This is a genomic window from Acinetobacter sp. NS-4 (assembly GCF_037402435.1).
Classification (GTDB): domain Bacteria; phylum Pseudomonadota; class Gammaproteobacteria; order Pseudomonadales; family Moraxellaceae; genus Acinetobacter.
Genome location: NZ_JBBEUE010000029.1, coordinates 1 through 16,911, shown reverse-complemented (window position 1 = coordinate 16,911; position 16,911 = coordinate 1). Strand labels below are relative to the sequence as shown.

The window sequence follows — 16,911 nt, the reverse complement described above, 5'->3', positions numbered from 1 at the left end:
GTTAAAATGCAGAAATAAAAAAGATCACTCAAACCGAGTGATCTTTTTTTTCCTATAAAAAATCACATTATGCTTTTTGATCTTCTAAATGCTTAGCCCAATGCCGTACAAACCACGTTTTACCTTCACCCCAACATGCATCTAACGCTAACACAGCACCACATTGCAAACGATCAACATAGTTTGTGAGTTGAATACCAAGACGTTTTCTATCCCAAAGATCATCCTCCCAAGCATCTTTAATATTTTCAAAATTATCTTTTGGCCAATTTAACTGATCTATTTCATTCATTTTTTCATGCATTATTAATAAGTTACTACATTTATGATATGACAATTTTAAAGAACTGTTCACATCTATTTTTACAAATGGTTGCAAATAAAAAATCTGCTTACAATTTCCTCAGACTTTAGTTTTAAGCCCGCTAGTTTTTAAACAAAATCATGATAGATTAAATTATAAAATTGTTTTAGGGAATAAATTATCCCCATGAAATTACTAGGTTTTATTTTAATAGAAATACAGCTAGTATCAAATTTCAAACGTTTTTATTGAACAAGAAGTTCTAATCTTAATACGATACATTTTAGTAAGGATTATAAGGAGAAATACACATGGCTTATCAAAATATTTTAGTACCCGTTGACGGTTCAGAAACAGCTTATGCAGCTGTAACAAAAGCAATTGAATTTGCTAAAGCATTCGGCAGTAAAGTCACTGTAGTTCAAGTGTTAGCGCTGGATCCCTATATTGCAGCAGAATATATTTCTGCCAATCAAACCAATGACTTGATTGAACGTGCTCGTACGGCGATTGTAGAATCTCTTGAGGCAGCAAAAGCAAAATTCCATGAACAAGGTCTTGAAGTTGAAACCAAACTTATTGAAGGACAAGTAATTCATCGTGAAATTGTCAATGCAGCTAACGAAACCCATGCCGATCTGATTGTTATTGGATCACATGGCCGTACAGGTCTGAAAAAATTGTTCCTGGGCAGTGTTGCACAAAGTCTGCTAAGCGAATCGCATGTTCCGGTACTGATTGTCCGTCAATAATAGGCCATGGGCTTTCCCATCTTTTGCTAAAGGTGGGAAAAGCTTGATTCACACACATTTTTTATAAAGCATTCATCCACTGATATTGTTTTAAATTAATTTTATCTCCAATCACCATTACCCCTTCTGCCAATAACTTTAATCGCTGGATATTTTCTCCCTGATCATTCAATTTGCTTAGGCTAATTTTTCCTTGAGCATTGATGACCCTATGCCAGGGAATTTCCGCTTCTGAATCCAGATGTTTTAAAATATACCCCACTAAACGTGCATGTTTAGGTAAGCCCGCCATGTTGGCAATCTGTCCATAGCAAGCGACTTTGCCGTAGGGAATTAAAGCCACCACTTGCAGGATTTGCCGTGCCAATTCATCACTGGACGTGTTGGAATGTTGAGGCATATATTGTCCTTAAATCATCCTTATTAAACCTTGAGATTTCGTGATTTTTGCATTCAAGCTGGTCGCTTTAAAAGACTTCCAACTCATCATCAAGATGGCTCATCTCTAAGAATATCCCATAGATCATTGATATCTCTCTACTCTAGCATTCACAAGAAATAAAATATAAGAAAGCCCGCTAAGGGGCTTTTTTACTTACGATGATTAGAAATTATCTGGGCTTTCCAGACGTTTCACTACCTGTACCTTCTCTGGGTTATGCATCACTGCTACACCATCTTCGGCTTTCTCATCAATTAACGCATCCGGGTTGTAAACGGTAATGGTTTCATTGCCATTGGCATCTTCACCGACAATGTACTGGAAGCCTTTCTTATTCATTTTATGGCACATGCGTTGATACCAGCCTTTAAAACCCGTAGTTTCTTCATTCGGATTGTAATAAAAGGCATTCATGACCGCAGGCAAACCGAGTCCGCAGACCAAGCCTGAAAGCAGTACCGAAATAAAGGTATAGCCAATTAAAATACTGCTGTATTCAGTTAGTCGTGGAACATTCGCCACGGCAAGTATCAATGCTAATGAGATGCCGCCACGTACCCCACCCCATGACAGAATTGCCAGACTTCCGTTATAGCTTTTATTTCTAAAGTTCGGGAAAAATGCGAATGACAAATAGTTTGCGGCAAAGCGTGAAGCATGCAGAATAAAGAATGCGATGATACCGCCCAGAATCAAGCTAATACTTAAATCCAGAATAAAGAGTTCAAGGCCAATCAGGGTAAATAAGAATGAATTGATGATGCCTTCAACGGTATGCCAGAAATGATTGACCTCGCGGATTTCACGTTCCTGTAAAATCTCTTTCCATTTATTGCCTACTACCAAGCCACCAATAACACAGGCAATAGGTGCAGATGCATGAGCAAATAAGGCCACCAGATAGGAACCGCAAGCCAACAGCGCTGTTGTGAGAATTAAAGATTCCATTTCGTGCTTGCCACGCAGTAATCTTAAAATCCCCAGACCAAAGCCCCAACCAATGATGATCGCAACCACAATCTCATAGAGCAAGGTTTCCAAAGTGCCAATAATGGTAAAGTGTTCACCTTGCAATACATTTAACAAGGTCATGAATACGGCAATACACATGGCATCATTAAACAGTGATTCGCCTTCCAGCTTTACAATCAGATGATGCGGTGCACGTACCGAACTTAACACCCCTTTTACCCCAATCGGGTCAGTTGCACCCAAGGCAGCACCTAACAGTAACAGCACCAGTAAATCGACATGCTTGCCAATCAGAAATTGATAGCCATATAAGGTGACACCAAAAAACACTGCACACAGCACCAGTGCAATACTGGCCAAGATGCTGATCGGCTTCCAGTGACTTTTTAAATCTGAAACTTTAAATTTCAAAGCGGAAGATGTCAGGATAAAACAAATCACCCCATTAATTAAAAAGTCATAAAAATCAATATGACGAACCGCTTCTTCAATATTATGAATATTAATGGTAATAAACTGGTTGCCACTGAGCAGGCTGGCACCCCACTGTAAAATAAAGACAAAAATTGCCGAAACAATGGGTACACCAATCGCCTGAGGGAAACCTAAAATACGCTTATTAAAAATAGTCGTTGCAATTGAAAGCGCAAAAATAACTGTAAAGACTTGAAGAAAAAAGAAATTTCCCATTAAAGTTCCAATTCGAGCGATTCATTGAAATAAAGCGAACGCATCCCAACATTTCCATGTAAATATTTAATTAAATAACATTTATTAACCGAATCAGTTTAACCATTTTTTGCTATGGCATACAAAATAGTTAAGTTTTTTTACATATTTTTGGCAATCATTTAACATAGTCTGAGATCCGCACATTTCGTGTAGCCAGCCTTTCCTTAATTTTTACCTTAAGTTGAATTTATTCATGCATCAAACAGTTAAAACCCTATTTCGGCTTTTTTTTGCAGGAGTAATTTTTCTGATTACCGTGGCTTTATTTTTGAGTATTTTTTCAAAAAGCCAAGAAATTCTAAATGCAGATCAACAGTTCCAGCAAGCCAAGCAGATTTCACTCAAATCGACACCGCAAGAACAACTAGTTTTGGTTTCCAACAATCAACGACCAGATCAGGCGATTTATATTGTCATCGCGAATAATGGTTATATTGCCAAACTCAGCTGTGAGCATTATCTGCAAGATATTTGTACCGATGCCTATAACCAGCAGCATACCCGGCAAATCAAGCAATTAGAGTTATTAAAAATTGGTCAGCAGCATTATATTCAGCAGGTCAGTTATCAAGATAGCCGCACTCAAAAGCAGCAACAATGGTCTTATTCCAAACCACAAATACAGCAATTCTATCAGGCTGATATTTCAAGTTTAAAATACAGCCTGTTAAGCATTGCGTTGTTTGCATGCGCAGCACTTTATGTGTCGATTCGAATTATTCGAAACTTTAAAAAATTTATCCATGGTTAATAAAAAAGAGGATTTTAAATCCTCTTTTTCAATCTTAGCCTGGCATTTTAAGCTGTTTAAATAGCTTGGTTAAAAGTATCACAATCGTTGATATTTCCTGACTTCAACCCGGTTTGAAACCATTTCATGCGCTGCTGACTGCTGCCATGGGTAAAGCTGTCAGGAACCACCTGTCCAGTCGCACGTTTCTGCAAATAGTCGTCACCAATTTTATGCGCTGCATCCATAGCTTCTTCAATATCCCCCTGCTCCAGGAACTGAGTACGTTGCTGATTGTGGTTAGCCCAAATACCGGCAAAGCAGTCTGCTTGCAATTCCTGACGTACGGAAAGTTGATTGCCTTGTACTTCAGTCGACTGGGCACGGGCTTTTTGCACTTGCGCTGAAATACCCAACAAGGTCTGAAGATGATGTCCGACTTCATGTGCCACCACATAGGCTTGAGCAAAATCTCCGGCCTGGTCCTGGCGTGAAAGTTCGGTGGTGTTTTGCTCACCGGAAATACCCATTTGCTGACGCATATCTTTAAAGAAAGTGGTATCGATATACACTTTCTGATCGGATGGGCAATAGAAAGGTCCCATTGCAGATTGCGCCGTACCGCAGCCGGAATTAACCACACCGCTAAACATCACCAGTTTAGGAGGAACATACTGGGCATTCAATTGCTGCTGGAACACTTGAGTCCAGGTATCTTCAGTATCCGCCAATACTGTACCAACGAAATCCATGGCTTCCTGCTGCTCCGGTGTTGGATTATCCAGTCCCTTGGTTTCAGCCGGTTGCGATTGTGAAGTGACCTGCTTGGTGGCTTGATAAGCTTGCTGTGGATCGACTCCAAAAAACTTCCAGGCCACAAATGCAACTATAAGCCCTAAAATACTAATACCACCTGCTTTAGCTCCGGCTCCACCACGACGGTCTTCCACATTGGTACTGATACGACGTCCTTTCCAGCGCATAGTGATATTCCTTCTAGTTTGCTTTCAGCTTATTTAGCCAGCCTTTGGATTATGCCTGCTTTGATTTCGGCTTCATCTTCTGAATCATTGCAATCACGATTAAGACCAACAATCCGGCGACAAAACCAATTGTCAGATTAATTAAAGTCGGGGTAACTGCACCAATAATATTGCCTACTGTGGGCATGTGCTGCACATAATCTACCGAATCTTCAGTGAAATGATGAAACCATGGAATGGTATGAGTAATAATCCCGCCACCAACCAGGAACATGGCAATAGTCCCAACAATGGTCAAAGTCTTCATCAGTTTAGGTGCAAAAGCCAGTAAACCACGTCCCACAGTTTGTTTGAAACTCGATGCCTGCTCGGCTAAATACAATCCCAGATCATCTATTTTGACAATCATGGCGACAAAGCCATAAACACCCACCGTCATGACAACGGCAATAGCTGAAAGCACCATGACTTTAGTAGCAAAAGCAGCAGTTGCTACTGTACCCAATGAAATCACCACAATTTCAGCAGATAAAATAAAGTCGGTACGAATTGCACCTTTAATTTTTTCTTTTTCAAATGTGGCTAAATCAGTTTCGATTGCTGTTAACTCGGCTTCAGCCGCTTCTTCAGTTGTGGCTTTTTTATGTTTAAGACTATGCAGAACCTTTTCCACACCTTCATAACATAGAAACAAACCGCCAATCATCAATAAGGGATTGATTAACCAAGGCGCAACCACACTAATCAACAAGGCCAGAGGCACAAGAATGAGCTTATTCACAAAAGAGCCTTTGGCAACACCCCAAACTACAGGAAGTTCACGCTCAGCACGCACACCACTGACTTGTTGGGCATTGAGTGCCAGATCATCGCCCAATACGCCTGCGGTTTTTTTTGCCGCCATTTTACTCATGACAGCAACGTCGTCTAAAACAGTTGCAATATCATCTAATAATATTAATAAACTACTCGCCATTCTTGTTATCCCTAAAGGTTCTATCGGCTATTTTAAAGAGAAAGATTCAAAAAAACTGTATCAACATCATTAAATTGTTCTTATTTTTTCAATGATCTGTTTTTATAGTGCCTGCCATTCAAAAACATTATGCCGTACAATAAGGCCATTCATCAGCATATACGTGTAGTGCTAATAACTACTTTGGAATAGAGAGATAATGAGTAATCAAGACAACCGTCCTGTTATTTTGACTGGCGACCGCCCAACCGGACAACTTCACTTAGGTCATTTTGTAGGTTCTTTACGTTCACGTGTAGGATTACAGGATTCTCATCATCAACATCTTCTTCTTGCTGATGCCCAAGCTTTAACCGATAACGCCGATAACTTTGAAAAAGTACGCCGCAATATTATTGAAGTGGCAACGGATTATTTGGCCGTGGGTATTGACCCAACTAAAACCACGATTTGTGTTCAGTCATGCTTACCAGCTTTGAATGAACTGACCATGCTGTATTTAAACTTTGTGACTGTGTCCCGTTTAGAGCGCAACCCGACCATTAAGTCTGAAATTCAGATGCGTGGTTTTGAGCGTGATATTCCGGCAGGTTTCCTTTGCTACCCTGTGGCACAAGCAGCCGATATTACTGCGTTTAAAGCAACCGTAGTGCCAGTAGGCGAAGACCAGATTCCAATGATCGAACAGACCAACGAAATCGTGCGTCGTTTGAACCGTCAGATTGGTCATGAGATTTTGCCTGAATGTAAAGCGCTGCTTTCCAATGTCAGCCGTTTACCGGGCTTTGATGGCAAGGCCAAAATGTCTAAATCACTAGGCAATACCATTGTGTTGGATGCGTCTGATAAAGATATCAAAAAAGCAGTCAATGCCATGTATACCGATCCAAATCATCTTCGTATCGAAGATCCAGGTCAGGTTGAAGGTAACGTGGTATTTACTTACTTAGATGCGTTCGATACCAACAAAGAAGAGCTTGAAGAGTTAAAAGCACATTATCGTCGTGGCGGTTTAGGCGATGGTACGGTTAAAAAACGTCTTGAAGGCATTTTAAAGGAAATGATCGGCCCTATTCGTGAACGTCGTATGGAATTACAGAAAGATCCAGACTACATCATGGACATTCTGAAAACCGGTACTGATAAATGCCGTGACATTACTCAGCAAACCCTGGATGAAATCAAATCAGGTTTGGGTGTGTTCCATTTCTAAACCCTTATAAATAAAAAAGCCCTTGTTTCATCAAGGGCTTTTTTATAGTCAAAAAATGAGCAATTAATCGCGCTAACCTATGGTTATTAACCTGAATTAACACAACTTAACTGAAAGCCTCATGAAATGACTCACCATTCATTTTATGATTTCTTCAATGCTTAGAGCTACCCCTAGTTCTAACATTCTCCTTAACCGAACTGTGCAAACAGATTCGTTGTTCTACGCGATGATCACCCCAATCATTGCGTATTTTTTTGCCTGAAATATGTATAGTCTGAAAGACTCAACTATTTATAAGTATTGCTTGTTTGATCAACATTGCATCACAATTAAAAATATAAAACCCTCGACTTGGCGAGAGTTTTATATTCATGGCTCAAAAACTTGATGATTTAAAAAATTTAGTAACTAAAAAGATGTTTATCCAGCGGGAATTCAATTCCAATAGATGCACCACCATCACTACCCTTCACATCAGAATCACTGACCCAACCATTGATTTTTAATGGGATATCCGGTTTAAGGTAATGTGACCAAGTTAAATCTAAAGCTTTAATTTCATCTTTTTCAGGAAAAGCCACATTGGTCAATCGTGCAGACTGATTTACTTTTGCCAGCAAAACTCGACCATTCAAGCGATTCATGAGGTCAAAACGAATACTTCCGCCAGCAGAGATCATTTCACCATCTCCACCCATCGCATGACCTAGTGGGAAACCATGCTGGTAATAACCATCCTTATAGGTAGAATGATTATAAGAGATCCCAAGTGCATCGCCATTGGTACGTGTATCTGCCCATTCCGTATAGAGTTGATAAGGCATATTTCTAAAACTAGAAGAGTAATCCACACCAGCTAGATACATTTTTTTGGAGGGTAAACCACCTGCTTCATCTTCACCCACATACTGGCCATATACACTCATAGGGATAGAGAGCAGTGGCTGTAAATTCAAACGTGCATCAAACCCGGCAATTTGGTTAGAAGGATCGGGCTCACCAGTTCCCCCATTATCTTTATTGCCAACAAAAGCATCCCAAAGTGAACTTAGACTTTCAGGACGTCCTTCGCCCCCCCACTGAATTGCACGCGAAGCCCCCAGTTCAAAATACGCTAAGGGTTGAGCCGTTAATCGCAACCCGACTAACTTGGCATCTGGCACGGCAGTATAGTGATCAAGCTGACCTGCAAAAGCTTGATATTGCCAAGGGCCCACCCAAGACAGCCATTTATTTTCAAATGCTTTCTGTTCTGCACGTTGTGCGGTAAAACCATACACCGGACGACTTGCATCACCACGGATTAGACTGCCATCCTGTCCTGGCCCCCAATAGGTCGGTATTTGACCCGCAATCAGCCATTGATTCCATAATTTTCCGGCAATGTATGAACCCTCTACATTGACGTCTTGATCATTATTAATTTGTTGATCTTGTTCTGCATTAACACGAATTTTTGCATCCCAGTTGTCACCGCCGGCATTAAACTCCAAAGCAGCCTGAAATTGCGATTTTGTTTTATCAGCAAAATTTTGAGGAATATTCTTTGCATCAGATTCAGCATATAGGCCCGCTTTTAACTTATTATTATCTGCTTTTAACGCAGCTTGAACGGAATCAATCACTTTCTGCTGGGTCTTATTGATAACCTTGGCTGAGGCAAGCACACGTTGAATTTCATCCCCGCTCATTGGCCAAGTTGATGTACTAATTTGAACCACACCCTGCTGATTCAGCCAGTTCAAATCCGTTCTCAAATTCTCATCATTTAAAATCAAACCTTGAGCAAAAATGCTAGAAGATGCACTTATCAGCGTCGTTACAAATAGTGTTTTTTTCGCGAACATTAGCTTTACATTCTGATGACTTAATTATACAAGTACCTTATTTACTTTAAGCATTTTTTGCAATGATCAAATTTATTATTGTTGTAATTATCTATAAAAAAACCCGCACTTAAGCGGGTTCTTTTCATTCACAATTTATGCATGTTTGTGACGCATATGCGGGAATAAAATCACATCACGGATACTTGGTGCATTAGCAAATAACATCACTAAACGGTCGATACCAATACCTTGACCTGCTGTTGGAGGAAGACCATATTCAAGTGCTTCAATGAAGTCAGCATCAAAATGCATCGCTTCATCATCACCCGCGTCTTTTTCAGCAACCTGTGCCTGGAAACGTTCAGCTTGGTCAATCGGGTCATTCAATTCCGAGAAACCGTTCGCCAATTCACGACCACCGATGAAGAATTCAAAACGGTCAGTGATATGCGGATTGGTATCATTACGACGAGCCAATGGAGAAGTTTCCGCTGGGTATTCGGTAATGAAGGTTGGTTGACGAAGCTTCGTTTCAACAGTTTCTTCAAATACGATGGTTTGAAGTTTACCCAAGCCAAAACCAGGTTTCACTTGTTCTTTCAGTTCTTCCTGAATGAATTTCGCCAGGAATTCACGGTCAGATACATTTTCTGGAGTGAATTGCGGGTTATGTTCAAGAATGGCATCAAACATTGAAATTTTCTTGAATGGACCTTTGAAGCTATACACTTCTTCGCCATAAGGAACATCGGTAGAACCCAAGATGTCGATGGCCAATTTCTCAAGCATTTTTTCAGTGAGTTCCATCAAGTCTTTATAGTCTGCATAAGCTTGATAGAATTCAATCATGGTGAATTCCGGGTTATGACGTGTTGAAACACCTTCATTACGGAAGTTACGGTTAATTTCGAATACACGTTCAAAACCACCCACCACTAGGCGTTTCAAGTAAAGCTCAGGTGCAATACGCAAGAACAATGGCATATCCAGAGCATTGTGATGGGTTTCAAATGGACGCGCAGATGCACCACCTGGAATCACATGCATCATCGGCGTTTCCACTTCCATGAAGCGCTCATTAATTAAATAGTTACGAATCCCTGCAACTACTTTGGCACGAATTTCAAAAGTTTTACGTGTTTCTTCGTTTACGATTAAGTCTAAATAACGTTTACGGTATTTAACTTCGGTATCGTTTAAACCGTGGAATTTGTCTGGAAGTGGACGTAAAGATTTGGTCAACAGTTCAAAATGTTCAATATGAACATACAGATCACCCTTACCTGAACGACCAATATAACCTTCAACGGCAATAATATCACCCAGGTCCAGGCTCTTGATGGTTTCCAGTACTTCAGGTGCAAGTTCTTTACGTGCAACATAAAGCTGAATACGTCCAGTCATGTCTTGAATCACGATGAATGAACCACGGTTCAGCATCACGCGACCCGCTACTTTGACATGAACCTGCTCGCCAGCTTCAATTTCTTCTTTAGACTTATCAGCAAATTGTACTTGTAAATCTTGAGCGTAATCTTCGCGCTTAAAGGTGTTTGGCCAAGGGCTAGTTCCCTTTTCCTGAGCATGTTCTTCAATATGCTTTAACTTGGCATGACGCTGTGCAATTAAATCGTTTTCGGAAATGTGTTGTTCAGAAGTCGATTGAGCGTTATGTTGCGTCATCTCTGCCTCGAATATGTGTAAAAAACGGAAGTTACATAGCATAGCAGATTTAGTATAAATTTCGAATGACTTATTGCCACTCAAAAGCATTGATTTGCTAAAAACACTTCCTTTCACTTATATTTTGAGGCACATTTTTAAGCTTCTGCTAATTGTTTAACAATCTCAAAGCCCTTCTTAAATCCGTTACCCATCATTTCCCTATATTCTCTAGGACTTTCCAGTTCCACCCTCAATCTGGTTTTTCCGTGTAAATATTCCAGAAAATACTTTTCCAAACTACCGCTCCATTTTTTAACTTCTGCACCGTCTAAATCTTCAACACCCTTTCGTACGATACCTAAATTTTTAAAGATCAATGTCTTAAATTCCTCCATCTGCTCAATGGTAGACACCATGCCATTCCTGTCAGCATCCAGAAATAGTGTTTTACCATTCACCTTCCAATCCGAATGAATGCTGGAAGTGGGCAAAAATAATAGGTTGATTGGCTATAGTTATCTGGGTTCCATAGCACCTGCCATACTTGTTGTGGTGTGGCTTTAATTAACATTGCATAATTTAATGTTTCCATAGAGTGGCCAACTCTCTAAAACATGCTGTCCATGAAAGTAGAGAAACCATTTTTTACATCATAGCTACATTTTGTTATTGAATACTGAGTTGAATAATCAATAACACTAAGTATTTATTTTTAATAAAAAATTTATTTTATAATTGAATTTATTAGATTGATCTGAAATACACCTTAGACCAAAAGCTAACTTCTTTGTTCAGCCAAGTCACTTACAATAGATTCAAGAAAAATAGTTGAAAAGTAATCTATTCAACTGTGTCTATCTTTGTGAATAAAGAAAGTATGAACTAAAAAAATGAAGACATGCCCTTTAAAAATCCTATTTTTGCATGGACTTGATTCTTCGCGTGAATCAGCCAGATTCCATGCTATTAACGCCGATCATAAATATTGTATCGACGTAGATTATCGTAACCTGAATTTTCAAACCGTCGCTAATTTTTATCGTGACATTATTGCCAAAATCAAACCTGAAATCCTGGTTGGTCATAGCTTGGGCGCTTACTGGGCGCTTAAAATGTCAGCTCTATATAAAATTCCAGCAATTATCGCCAATCCCAACTTAAGTCCAGATTTTCGTGCCGATTATCCACCTATTAATGAAGATGATCTGGAACACGATATTGCGCAAATTGCCTATCTGGAATTAGGTGATGAAGAACTGGATATGTATGCTGTACAACAGCAACTTGAACCTTATATGCAGGTTCAGGCGGTCGAAGGTGGACACCATCGTTTAGCCAGTCCAGAAAATATCAATGGTCTGCTTCAGCATATGCAGACATATTTTCTGAAAAAATAAAAAAGCCTTGGAATAACCAAGGCTTTTTTTACATCCGCTTAATTAAGCAACAGCTTGTTCCGGCTGCGATTTTTCATCTAATACCGACCAAATATCTAAGCCCAGGTCATTATGCAAATCTGGCAAATCCAGAAAAACACTTGCCCCTAAAACTTCATGCTTGCATTTATTCACTAACTGTTTGACTGCTTTTAGCGTACCGCCAGTGGCTAATACATCATCCACAATAATGATTTTTTGCGCTTGAACATCAGCCGACATTTCCAGACGGTCCATGCCATATTCCAGGCTATAACCAACGCCAACCACTGGTGGTGGTAATTTTCCTGCTTTACGAACCAGCAATAAACCTTTACCCAAACGTTGCGCCAATAAACTTGCAAGTACAAAACCGCGTGCTTCAACCGCGACAAAACTGTCGACTTCTGCCAATTTTTCAGCAGGAATACTGGCAACTAAAGCATCAGTTAATAACTCAATGTTTCCCATAAATAATGGAGTCAAGTCATAAAAACAAATACCTGGTTTAGGGAAATCCTGAACAGTACGAATGTTAGACCACAAAGTTGTAGACAGATTGCTCATGGGAGAAAAGTATTTTAAAAGAGAATATATGAATTTTAACGCTTTATTAGGCCTATGACCAGTCAGCGCTTACTTTTAAGCCATAATAAAAATAATCACAAAATTATAACTTACTGATTTATTGAGTTAATTTTTTAAATAAATAATAGGTATAGATTTATTCAATAATATAATAACAAATACAGTATTTTTTTTCTGCACGACCTTAGTCTAAAAAGACTAATCCCTTCACTTTGCACAAACTCCGCTGCACAGCCCTCATTTAGCCATATATTGATCTGGATGAATGACTTATATTGCTAAACTCACGCTTATTTCCTTATTTTAAAGACAAGTTTTGTCCTCCTCAGCAATTCTGCTTTCAAATTCTGCCCTTAAACTCCGATATTCGCTTTACATTAGCAATAGAACTGCGTAAAAATTTGCTTGAATATGTACATCGAAAGTCATATCAATCGGTTCATGCTGTATATAAAATTTTACTGACCGCATATTTTTGAAAAGTCAGTGTTTTGGAGAGTCAAATGAAGAAATATCAATGCATCGTTTGTGGATGGATTTATGACGAAGCGGAAGGTTGGCCACAAGATGGCATTGTCGCGGGTACAAAATGGGAAGATATTCCGGATGACTGGACTTGCCCAGACTGTGGTGTATCAAAAGTTGATTTTGAAATGGTAGAAATCTAATTATTGATACTAAAGACCATAGTGAATGGTCTTTTTTTACGTCTTATTAAAGAAAAACAGTCTGGAGAATAATATGCATCCTATCGTCATCATTGGTTCTGGTATGGCCGGCTATACCGCAGCACGTGAATTTCGCAAGCTTAATCCCGAGCATGAGCTGGTCATGATCTGTGCAGATGATGCGGTAAACTATGCCAAACCGACGCTTTCAAATGCCTTAGTGGGCAACAAGGCACCTGAGCAAATTGCCTTGGGCGATGCAGCTAAAATGGCAACGCAACTGAATATGCGTATTGAAACCAATACCTGGGTAAAAGAAATTCAAGCAGCCCAACATCAGCTTATTTTAGAAAAAGATGGCCAACAAAGTATTCAGCCTTATGCCAAGCTGGTTCTTGCAGTGGGTGCTCATCCGGTTCGCGTAGCCATTGCAGGTGATGGCAGTGATGACATTCATGTGGTCAACAATTTAGATGATTACAAGGCATTCCGTAAGAATCTGGATCAACATCACGACAAACGTGTGGTGATTCTGGGTGCCGGTCTGATTGGCTGCGAATTTGCCAATGACCTGCAAAATACCGACCACAAAGTGATCGTGATTGATTTGGCACCCCTGCCCTTGGGTCGCTTATTGCCAGGCCATGTTGCAACATCCTTCCAGGAAAAACTTGAAGATATTGGTATTCACTTTGAACTGGGTACTACCGTTGAAAAAGTACTGAAAGTTGAAAATGGCGATTATCAAATCACATTAGCCAATGGTCATTCGGTAATTGCCGATATTGTACTTTCTGCGATTGGTTTACACCCGAGTCTGGAATTAGCAAAAACTGCGGATATTCATTGCAGCCGCGGCATTTTGACCAATAGTCATTTGGAAACCAGTCAGCCTGATATCTACGCGATTGGAGACTGTGCTGAAGTGAATGGTTTGTTGCTGCCTTATGTTATGCCCATCATGCAACAAGCCCGCGCTTTAGCTAAAACCTTGAATGGTGAAAAAACCCATGTTCACTATCCAGCGATGCCAGTTGCGGTAAAAACGCCTGCGGCTCCCCTGACTGTACTTCCTGCACCTGTAGACGTTGAGGTCACCTGGGAAACTGAAGAACTTGAAGATGGCATGATTGCCAAAGCCTTGGACAATCAAAATACCTTGCGTGGTTTTGTCTTATTGGGCGCGACTGCAGCAAAACAGCGTTTAGCTTTGACCAAGCAAGTTCCTGACTTGATTCCTGCTGCGGTTTAAGGTTTTAATACCAAGGACATTTTTTCAACAAAATGTCCTTTTTTAGGAAAACAACAATGAATAGCGCACTCAATTTTACCAGCTCTCCCTATACTTCATTTATGCATGAAACCAGAGTCAATCTGGGCAATGGCGTTGAACTGCATGTTGAAATGGGTGGAAATCCTGAACATCCGGCAATTATGCTGATTATGGGTTTAGGTGCGCAAATGTTGTTTTGGCCTGACTTTTTCTGCAAATCACTGATTGATCAGGGTTATCGGGTGATTCGTTTTGATAATAGGGATATTGGACTATCCTCTAAAATCCGTCATTCAGGACCACGACTCAACACCTTGAAATTAATGGGTCGTTTTATCTTAGGTCTGGAAAATCAGGGTGCACCTTATAACTTATATGATATGGCAGAAGATGCCGCGCTACTGATTGATCGTTTGGGACTGGAACAAGTCTCTGTGATTGGTGCTTCCATGGGCGGCATGATTGCACAGATTCTGGCAGCCAAACATCCGCAGAAAGTCAGTAATCTGGGCCTGATGTTTACCAGTAACAACCAACCGCTGTTACCGCCGCCTTTTCCCAAACAGCTGTTTAGCCTGATTGGCAGACCTGAATCGACTGACGAAGAAGGCATTGTGAATCATAGCGTAAAAGTATTTAACATTATTGGTTCCCCTGGATATATCAACCAACTGGAAATTATTCAGACTGCGCGCAAATTATATCAACGAAGTTATTACCCAGCGGGTGTACTTCAACAGTTTTTAGCAATATTATGTACAGGTTCTTTGCTACAATTGAGTAAGCAAATTCAGCAACCTACCCTGGTGGTACATGGCTCTCGTGATCGTTTACTGCCACCGAGTCATGGCAAAGCAGTTGCAAAGGCAATTACTGATGCGAAATTTGAATTAATTGATGGAATGGGGCATGATATCCCACCGCATTTTATTCCATATCTGAGCGGATTATTTGTTGATCACTTTAAATCAAAACATTAGGACACTATGGCTGCATTACCATCTTTAAGACAGCTGTCATACCTCGTTACACTGTCTGAAACGCTGCATTTTACTGAAGCTGCGCGCCGTTCATTTGTGACCCAGTCGACTTTGTCAGGCGGGATCATGGAATTAGAGCGTTTGTTAGGTGGAGTCCTCGTTGAACGCGACCGCCAAAATGTACGTTTAACTCCGCTTGGCGAACAGGTTGTTGCCCGAGCCCGTGTTCTATTGGCAGATGCACAAGACCTGATGCGTTTAAGTCGTGAAATGAGCGAACCTTTAACGGGTGATTTACATTTAGGAATTATCCCCACAATTGCCCCTTTTATTTTGTCGCAACTTCTAGATGAAGTGCATAAGCAGCTTCCTAAAATTCAGCTGCACTTACACGAAGCACAAAGTGAAAAAATTGTCGAAAAACTAGAACACGGCAATTTAGACATGATCGTGTTGGCATTGCCTTTTGACACGCGTGGTTTAAAAGTTGCCGAGATTTCAAAAGAAAGCTTGTATCTGGTTTACCATAAAGCTGACCAAAATGCCCAGAATGCCCGCAGTTTAGATGATCTGGATTTATCCCGCTTAGTATTACTTGAAGAAGGCCATTGCTTGCGCAATCATGTATTAAGTGCCTGCCCAATTGGTGAACGTAAAAATGATCATCGCTTAAAAGCAAGTTCATTACCTACATTGGTAGAAATGGTTTCTTCAGACTTGGGCTTTACCCTGCTTCCTGAAATTGCACTTCATACCAATATGATTAAAGCCAATCCGGATCTAGTGGTGAAACCGATAGAAGCAGCACCAAGTCGTACCCTCGCCTTGCTGACACGTAAGAGTACGCCGCTGCAAAGCGAGTTCGATGTACTGCTGCAGATTTTGCAAAAAATCACGCAAAATCATCATTAAAAGATTCAGTCGATGAAAAGGAGCAATTGCTCCTTTTTTTATGCTCGAATAAAAGTATCCAGACTCATTTTCCTATGTCATGCCTTATTTTTTTCATAAAAAAAGGTTTACCAAAAAATGGTAAACCTGCGAAGTTAAAGATGCCTTTTCATCATACATGGATGTACTGAAAATTAACCTCAAAAAAAGTAATGTTTTTCTTTACTACATGAGGTAATAAAAAGTGAGATGACTTTAAGTCATTATTTATGTGCTTTATATCCCTAAAAATAGGTATTTTTATACTAAAAAATAAAAAATTGAGCAAAATACCATCACAAACAATAAGGAATATATAAAAAAATTAAGAATTCACTTGTTACAGTCAATAAATTAAAGAGAACTTAGAATATTGAAATCTGTCTCATTAGTATTTTTTATTCAATTTAAATATCCTAAATACAATTCAAAATCAAAAAAATCCAAATATAGTAG

Annotated in this window: 15 protein-coding genes and 2 pseudogenes; 8 read left to right on the top strand and 9 right to left on the bottom strand. The window is 39.9% G+C overall.

All coding sequences use genetic code 11. The annotated features are described in order from the left end of the window. Positions 1-79: 79 nt before the first annotated feature. Positions 80-292, bottom strand: a pseudogene (locus WAE57_RS15435) (P-loop ATPase); the annotation flags it as partial. 323 nt (positions 293-615) lie between these two features. Here WAE57_RS15435 and WAE57_RS15430 point away from each other — a divergent pair. After that, positions 616-1,056, top strand: a complete 441-nt coding sequence (locus WAE57_RS15430; protein WP_086176199.1) for a universal stress protein — start codon at positions 616-618, stop codon at positions 1,054-1,056. 61 nt (positions 1,057-1,117) lie between these two features. On the opposite strand, the gene WAE57_RS15425 is transcribed toward WAE57_RS15430, so the two are convergent. Further along, on the bottom strand, positions 1,118-1,456 hold the full coding sequence (locus WAE57_RS15425) for an MGMT family protein (RefSeq protein WP_337711250.1): 339 nt from the start codon (positions 1,454-1,456) through the stop codon (positions 1,118-1,120). Positions 1,457-1,660: 204 nt separating this feature from the next. Further along, on the bottom strand, positions 1,661-3,160 hold the full coding sequence (locus WAE57_RS15420; RefSeq protein WP_337711249.1) for a cation:proton antiporter: 1,500 nt from the start codon (positions 3,158-3,160) through the stop codon (positions 1,661-1,663). 235 nt (positions 3,161-3,395) lie between these two features. Between WAE57_RS15420 and WAE57_RS15415 the strand changes: the two genes are divergently transcribed. After that, a complete protein-coding gene (locus tag WAE57_RS15415) occupies positions 3,396-3,953 on the top strand; it encodes a hypothetical protein (protein WP_337711248.1) in 558 nt (185 codons plus the stop codon). 56 nt (positions 3,954-4,009) lie between these two features. Here WAE57_RS15415 and WAE57_RS15410 read toward each other — a convergent pair whose 3' ends face one another. Together WAE57_RS15410 and WAE57_RS15405 are read right to left on the bottom strand one after the other, a co-directional pair. Beyond that, positions 4,010-4,915, bottom strand: a complete 906-nt coding sequence (locus WAE57_RS15410) for a neutral zinc metallopeptidase (RefSeq protein WP_337711247.1) — start codon at positions 4,913-4,915, stop codon at positions 4,010-4,012. Between the two features lie 49 nt (positions 4,916-4,964). Continuing rightward, complete coding sequence (locus tag WAE57_RS15405) at positions 4,965-5,891, bottom strand: DUF808 domain-containing protein (protein WP_337711246.1); 927 nt, start codon at positions 5,889-5,891, stop codon at positions 4,965-4,967. Positions 5,892-6,090: 199 nt separating this feature from the next. Between WAE57_RS15405 and trpS the strand changes: the two genes are divergently transcribed. After that, positions 6,091-7,104 carry a tryptophan--tRNA ligase gene (gene trpS, locus WAE57_RS15400; RefSeq protein WP_337711245.1) on the top strand — a complete coding sequence of 338 codons (1,014 nt, stop codon included), beginning with the start codon at positions 6,091-6,093 and terminating at the stop codon, positions 7,102-7,104. 404 nt (positions 7,105-7,508) lie between these two features. On the opposite strand, the gene WAE57_RS15395 is transcribed toward trpS, so the two are convergent. The 3 genes and pseudogenes from WAE57_RS15395 to WAE57_RS15385 form a co-directional block, all read right to left on the bottom strand. Beyond that, a complete protein-coding gene (locus WAE57_RS15395; protein ID WP_337711244.1) occupies positions 7,509-8,954 on the bottom strand; it encodes a capsule assembly Wzi family protein in 1,446 nt (481 codons plus the stop codon). Positions 8,955-9,089: 135 nt separating this feature from the next. Further along, the gene (gene lysS / locus WAE57_RS15390; RefSeq protein ID WP_237786234.1) at positions 9,090-10,619 is read right to left on the bottom strand and encodes a lysine--tRNA ligase; all 1,530 of its coding nucleotides are present in this window, start codon (positions 10,617-10,619) and stop codon (positions 9,090-9,092) included. A gap of 137 nt (positions 10,620-10,756) precedes the next feature. Further along, a pseudogene (locus WAE57_RS15385) lies at positions 10,757-11,193 on the bottom strand (SRPBCC domain-containing protein). 298 nt (positions 11,194-11,491) lie between these two features. Between WAE57_RS15385 and WAE57_RS15380 the strand changes: the two are divergent. Continuing rightward, a complete protein-coding gene (locus tag WAE57_RS15380; protein ID WP_337711243.1) occupies positions 11,492-11,998 on the top strand; it encodes a YqiA/YcfP family alpha/beta fold hydrolase in 507 nt (168 codons plus the stop codon). Between the two features lie 42 nt (positions 11,999-12,040). Here the strand turns inward: WAE57_RS15380 and WAE57_RS15375 are convergent, their stop codons facing one another. Further along, positions 12,041-12,583, bottom strand: coding sequence for an adenine phosphoribosyltransferase (locus tag WAE57_RS15375; protein ID WP_086176209.1), 543 nt, complete (start codon positions 12,581-12,583; stop codon positions 12,041-12,043). A gap of 524 nt (positions 12,584-13,107) precedes the next feature. On the opposite strand from WAE57_RS15375, the gene rubA reads away from it, so the two are divergent. The 4 genes from rubA to oxyR all read left to right on the top strand — a co-directional run bounded on the left by rubA (position 13,108) and on the right by oxyR (position 16,437). Beyond that, entirely contained in the window at positions 13,108-13,272 is a 165-nt protein-coding gene (gene rubA, locus WAE57_RS15370; protein WP_005179369.1) for a rubredoxin RubA, read from the top strand. A 73-nt stretch (positions 13,273-13,345) separates the two neighbouring features. After that, the gene (locus WAE57_RS15365) at positions 13,346-14,524 is read left to right on the top strand and encodes an FAD-dependent oxidoreductase (RefSeq protein ID WP_337711242.1); all 1,179 of its coding nucleotides are present in this window, start codon (positions 13,346-13,348) and stop codon (positions 14,522-14,524) included. A 56-nt stretch (positions 14,525-14,580) separates the two neighbouring features. Continuing rightward, a complete protein-coding gene (gene estB, locus WAE57_RS15360) occupies positions 14,581-15,525 on the top strand; it encodes an esterase EstB (protein ID WP_337711241.1) in 945 nt (314 codons plus the stop codon). Between the two features lie 6 nt (positions 15,526-15,531). Next, positions 15,532-16,437 carry a LysR family transcriptional regulator OxyR gene (gene oxyR, locus WAE57_RS15355; RefSeq protein ID WP_337711240.1) on the top strand — a complete coding sequence of 302 codons (906 nt, stop codon included), beginning with the start codon at positions 15,532-15,534 and terminating at the stop codon, positions 16,435-16,437. Positions 16,438-16,911 lie beyond the last annotated feature (474 nt).